Annotated in this window: 4 protein-coding genes; all 4 read right to left on the minus strand. The window is 52.3% G+C overall.

Annotated elements, in window-relative coordinates; all coding sequences use genetic code 11:
- Positions 1-94 precede the first annotated feature (94 nt).
- Positions 95-1,588: a cytosine permease gene (locus RT340_RS21500; RefSeq protein WP_313377690.1), complete on the minus strand. Its 1,494-nt coding sequence runs from the start codon at positions 1,586-1,588 to the stop codon at positions 95-97.
- A 397-nt stretch (positions 1,589-1,985) separates the two neighbouring features.
- On the minus strand, positions 1,986-3,452 hold the full coding sequence (locus RT340_RS21505; protein ID WP_097117899.1) for a pyridoxal phosphate-dependent decarboxylase family protein: 1,467 nt from the start codon (positions 3,450-3,452) through the stop codon (positions 1,986-1,988).
- Positions 3,453-3,464: 12 nt separating this feature from the next.
- Positions 3,465-4,847, minus strand: a complete 1,383-nt coding sequence (locus RT340_RS21510; RefSeq protein ID WP_313377692.1) for a diaminobutyrate--2-oxoglutarate transaminase — start codon at positions 4,845-4,847, stop codon at positions 3,465-3,467.
- Positions 4,848-5,062: 215 nt separating this feature from the next.
- Positions 5,063-5,480: A24 family peptidase (locus RT340_RS21515; RefSeq protein ID WP_313377694.1), on the minus strand; the 418-nt coding region annotated here is incomplete at its 5' end.

Here is a 5,480-nt window from a genome sequence, read left to right on the forward strand (position 1 = left end):
GCCGCCTGGCTGGCAAGTTGCAGCAGATGAGTGACGTTTTCATCTTTGCGAAATTGCGTGGGTTCAAACTGAATTGTGGCAACCTTAACGTTCATTATTCAGCCTCCTTACTCAGCAATGGATTGAAGACGGGCTTTGGTCCCTGATAGGCATCAGAAGGTTTCCAGTTGGTCTGCATATCTTGCGGGAACGTCTTGAAGTAATAGCGACCGCGCGTAGCGACGCTGATTGCAACGTGCAGCAGAGGCCCCACCAGCATGGCGATGAACGACGCGTACACCATAGGATAAACACCGAGTACGCCAGCGGCACCAATGGCCACCGCAACGCAAAGGGCAATGACGCCACTTGGGTTCCACATCCGCAGATACTCTTTGCGGAATTCGACAAAATCAGACGGCGCAAGGTGCAACACTTTGCGGCAGACATAATAGTCAGCGAGTATAATGAACACCCAGGTATTGGTCAGAATGCCGGTAATCGACAGGAAAGTACCGGTGTACTGCAGAATGTTGCAGACGTAGAACACCACGCCGAGCAGCCAGACCAGCAGCATCCACCATTGACGGCCTGGACGATAGTTAAACGCCATATCCATGGTATTCGACAATGCGATGGATCCGGAGTAGAGGTTCAGCACGTTAATACGAATCTGTGTAATCACAGCAAACAGCACGCCGGTCAGCCCAATAATCAGCGGGAAGACGAAGCCTGGATCTAATGCCAGTGACCAGACATCCTCTCCCTGAATGTGTGGCATCAGGGTATAGGCCATAAACGCGCCGAACAGCATCACCACTACAATCGGAATCAGCATACCCAGCATGATAGTCGCCGTGCCTTTATGGCTGACGCCGGGACGAGCGAAGCGGCCATAATCAGTCGCCATCAGGCCCTGAAACACAATTTGTCCATTGGCCATGTTCATCACTAACCACAGCGCATTGCTGTCGACTTCCGCTCTAGGCTGCCAGCCACCGAAGCCCACCGACGGATAATGGTGCGTGAGTTGCCAGATGCAGAAACCGAACAGCAAGATGAAGATCGGCACGCCCCAGGTTTGCAGGAACTGCATCGACGACATGCCTTTCCAAACAAACCAGATTGCCGCCAATCCCATCAATGCAAAAATCGCAATGCCGGTAACGGAGTTAACCGGGACACCCGCATAGTTCGCAATGGCATGCGACACGATGGTGCCTTCAAACAAGAAGTAAAAAATAAAATTGATGGCATAGATCAGTGAGGTAAAGGCCGAACCCATATATCCGAAGCCCAACCCTCGTGTCATCAGATTGAGCGACAGGCCCTCTTTACTGGCCATTTTCATAATGCAGGAGCCAATTAAGGTCGCAAACACCACCATATATCCAATCGGTAATAGCAGCAGCGGCCAGCCGACCTGATAGCTCATATCCGCGCCGAGGCTGAACCAAAACATGGCGGTCGAGTTTCCCAGTAACACTAAAATGATGGCCGGGATCGGCCAGCGATAGTGGGAGGGAACACGCACAACGGCATAATCTTCCACGGCTTCCGCTTCGGTGATGTCTTGAGGTCCCTGAAACCACGCTTTTAACTTGCTCATAATTTTACTCCAATAAAAAAAGCCCCGCCGACAGCATTGCCGGTGGGGCTTCTTCGCCTGAATTCGATGTATTGGAGTGGCAGAGTGCCACAAACCGCTTACCAGACTTCGGCGCCTGTTCCTGACATGCAGGATGCGGTTGACAGTAATAAGCAATTACCGTGCCAGAGGGTAAATGAGAGTGTTTCAACACCTGATAGGCAGTTTTCCACGTGATCGAGCCTTATGACGGTGCAACTTGCACCGTCATTGATCGTGCTAACGTTATCTGCCAATCAACCAAATGGGTTGTTATTCGAGAGGGATGAGTGAGCAAAAATGAACGGGCTGGGCAATCGACAGGCAATAAAAAAGCCGATGACTGTTGCCAGTTATCGGCTTTTCGTTTGAAGCGAAATTACGCGTTCAGCAACTGATTCGCGGTTTTCTCCACCAGCGCCAGCAGGACTTTGATGTCTTCCAGCGTCACGGTTGGGTTCAGCAGCGTCAGTTTCAGGCAGGTAACGCCCTGGTTTTCAGTCACGCCAACGTTAGCGCGGCCTGAATCCAGCAGAGCATCGCCGATGCGCTGGTTGAACAGAGCAATCTGCGCGGTATCGGTCAGCTGCTCTGGACGATAGCGGAACAGCACGCTTGCCAGTTGCGGCTGCATCACCAGCTCAAGGCGTGGTTCTGACGCAACAAACTTCGCCACTTCCTGTGCCAGCGTCACACCGTGGTCGATGATCGCGGCATACTGTTTCTGGCCCAACGCTTCCAGACCCATCCACAGTTTCAATGCATCGAAACGACGCGTGGTCTGCAGAGATTTTGAAACCAGGTTAGGAACACCGGCTTCTTCATCGAACTCAGAGTTCAGGTAAGCCGCCTGATAGCGCATCAGCTCATAGTGACGCTCGTCTTTCAACAGGAATGCGCCACAGCTGATGGTCTGGAAATACTGTTTGTGGAAGTCGAGAGTCACCGAATCCACTAACTCCAGGCCGTCCAGATAGTCACGATACTTTTCAGACAGCAGCAGTGCACCGCCCCAGGCTGCATCGACATGCATCCAAATGTTGTGCTCAGCCGCGATGCCCGCGATTTCGCGAAGTGGATCAATCGCACCCGCATCGGTAGTACCAGCCGTCGCGACAATCGCCAAAATCTGCTCGCCATTGGCTTCGGCCTGCGCCAGTTTGGCTTTCAGGTCGTTAACGTCCATGCGTGCGAACTGGTCAGACTTCACCTGCACCACAGAATTGTAGCCGTGGCCAAGCAGCGCCATGTTTTTCTGTACCGAGAAGTGCGCGTTCTCAGAACACAACACTTTGATCTTACGCAGATCGCCAGTGATGCCGTCCAACTGCACTGAATGACCTTGACGCTGATAGAACGCATCACGCGCCAGCATCAGACCCATCAGGTTGCTTTGGGTGCCACCACTGGTGAACACGCCAGCATCGCCTGCTGGGTAACCCACCTGTGCACGCAACCATTCGATCAGTTTGACCTCAATGATGGTGGCAGAAGGGCTCTGATCCCATGAGTCCATACTCTGGTTGGTGGCGTTGATCAACACTTCGGCAGCCTGGCTAACGACCAGGCTAGGGCAGTGCAAGTGCGCCACACATTGTGGGTGGTGCACTGACAGGCTGTCTTTCAGGAAATACTCAATCGCGCGTTCAATCGCGGCCTGGTTACCCAGGCCGTTTGGATTGAAGTCGAGCGTGATACGCTCGCGCAGTTCGGCAACGCTTTTGCCTTGATACATCTCAGGCTGTTGCAGCCACTGCACAACCGCGGCGCTGCTTTGGGCAATCGCCTGCTGGTACGCCTCAATGCTTTGTGCAGAGGCGGCCAGAATCGGGTTTACTTCAGACATTTACTCTTCCAATCAAACAGGTTTGACGCCAGCGCCAATCAGCGCCTGCTCAAATTTATCCAGGAAAATCGCCAGCTCTTCGTTGGTGATCAGCAGTGACGGCAACAGACGCAGTACTGCACCGTGACGACCGCCACGCTCCAGAATCAGACCTGCTTCGAAGCACTTCTTCTGCAGCAGTGCAGAAAGTTCACCATCAGCCGGCAGGCTACCCATATGGTCAGCCGCTTCGTTTGGTTTAACGATCTCGATACCGATCATCATGCCCAGACCGCGGATGTGGCCGATAACCGGGAAGCGTTTCTGCATCTCAGCCAGCTGTGCTTTCAGCCATTCACCTTGTTCAGCCACTTTACCGGCGATGTTCTGCTCGGTCAGGACTTTCAGAGTGGCCAGACCGGTTGCCATCGCCAGCTGGTTGCCGCGGAAGGTACCGGTATGGTGACCTGGAGACCAGGCGTCGAACTGCTTTTTGATACCCAGAACAGCCAGTGGCAGACCACCGCCTACTGCTTTAGACATCACGATAATATCTGGCTCAATGCCTGCGTGTTCGAAGGCAAAGAATTTGCCGGTACGGGCAAAGCCTGCCTGAACTTCATCAAGAATCAGCAGAATACCGTGTTCCTGAGTGACTTTACGGATGCGCTGCAGCCACTCGACCGGAGCAGGGTTCACACCGCCTTCACCCTGAACGGCTTCCAGGATAACGGCTGCAGGCTTGCGCACGCCGCTTTCCACGTCGTTGATCAGGTTTTCGAAGTAGTAAGTCAGGGCTTTCACACCCGCTTCACCGCCGAGACCCAGTGGGCAACGGTACAGATGCGGGTAAGGCATGAACTGCACTTCTGGCATCATGCCGTTAACGGCTTCTTTCGGTGACAGGTTGCCAGTCACAGCCAGCGCACCATGAGTCATACCATGGTAACCACCAGAGAAGCTGATCACGCCGCTACGGCCAGTGACTTTCTTCGCCAGCTTCAGTGCTGCTTCAACCGCATCCGCACCAGAAGGACCGGTGAACTGCAGGCAATATTCTTTACCCTGGCCAGGCAGCAGCGAGAGCAGAGATTTTGAGAATTGATCTTTCAGAGGTGTCGTCAGATCAAGAGTATGTAACGGCAAGCCGCTGGTAATGACATTTTGGATGCTCTGCAGAACATCAGGATGGTTATGACCAAGTGCCAGCGTCCCTGCGCCAGCCAGGCAGTCAAGATATTGTTTATTCTCGACATCTGTGATCCACACGCCGTTGGCTTTGGCAATCGCTAAAGGCAACTTGCGCGGGTAGCTCCTGACGTTTGATTCAAACTCAGCCTGACGGGCTAAGAAAGCGTCGTTGTTTCCATTGAATGCGTTGGCACCAAAATTATCAATACGGACTTTATCCGTCATCATATCTCTCCTTCAACCGGGGCTCGTGATGGCTGGCCGATTGACTAGTTGAACAAAAAAGTATCAGTGGTTTAAAAAACGCGGCCAATATAGAGCCTTTTGACGTACATCACAATGATTTATTTTGTTTAGATTTGTTTATTCTTTTCATATAGGAATCAGGGCGTTGGCCACTAATTGGCCGGCTATTTTAGCGCCAGCAGATGAAGTGGTTATTAAATAATCGTGTTAATAAAAAGACTTATGCCCGCCAGAGCAATCCAGGGACCAAAAGCAAGGGGTTGAGAGAGGTCACGTTGCCAGCCAATACTGGCGAAAAATAGTGCGCAAATTGCGCCACTACAAGCTAGCAAAAGCACATAGGGTAAAAGTGCCCAACCCAGCCAGGCGCCTAATGCCGCCACTAACTTTGCATCGCCCATACCCAGTGCTAATTTACCACTAACACTTTGATATAAATGGCTGATTAACCAAAGTGCGCTGTAACCTGAAACCACGCCAAACACGGCATCATTGAGTGAGCCCGGTAGCCATCCGACTGCTTTTAATAATAGTCCAAACCAAAGCAATGGCAGGGTGATCACATCCGGCAACAAATAATGGTCAATATCGATCAGCGATAGGGTTAGCAGC

Source organism: Pantoea sp. CTOTU50773, assembly GCF_032082325.1.
Lineage (GTDB): Bacteria > Pseudomonadota > Gammaproteobacteria > Enterobacterales > Enterobacteriaceae > Pantoea > Pantoea communis.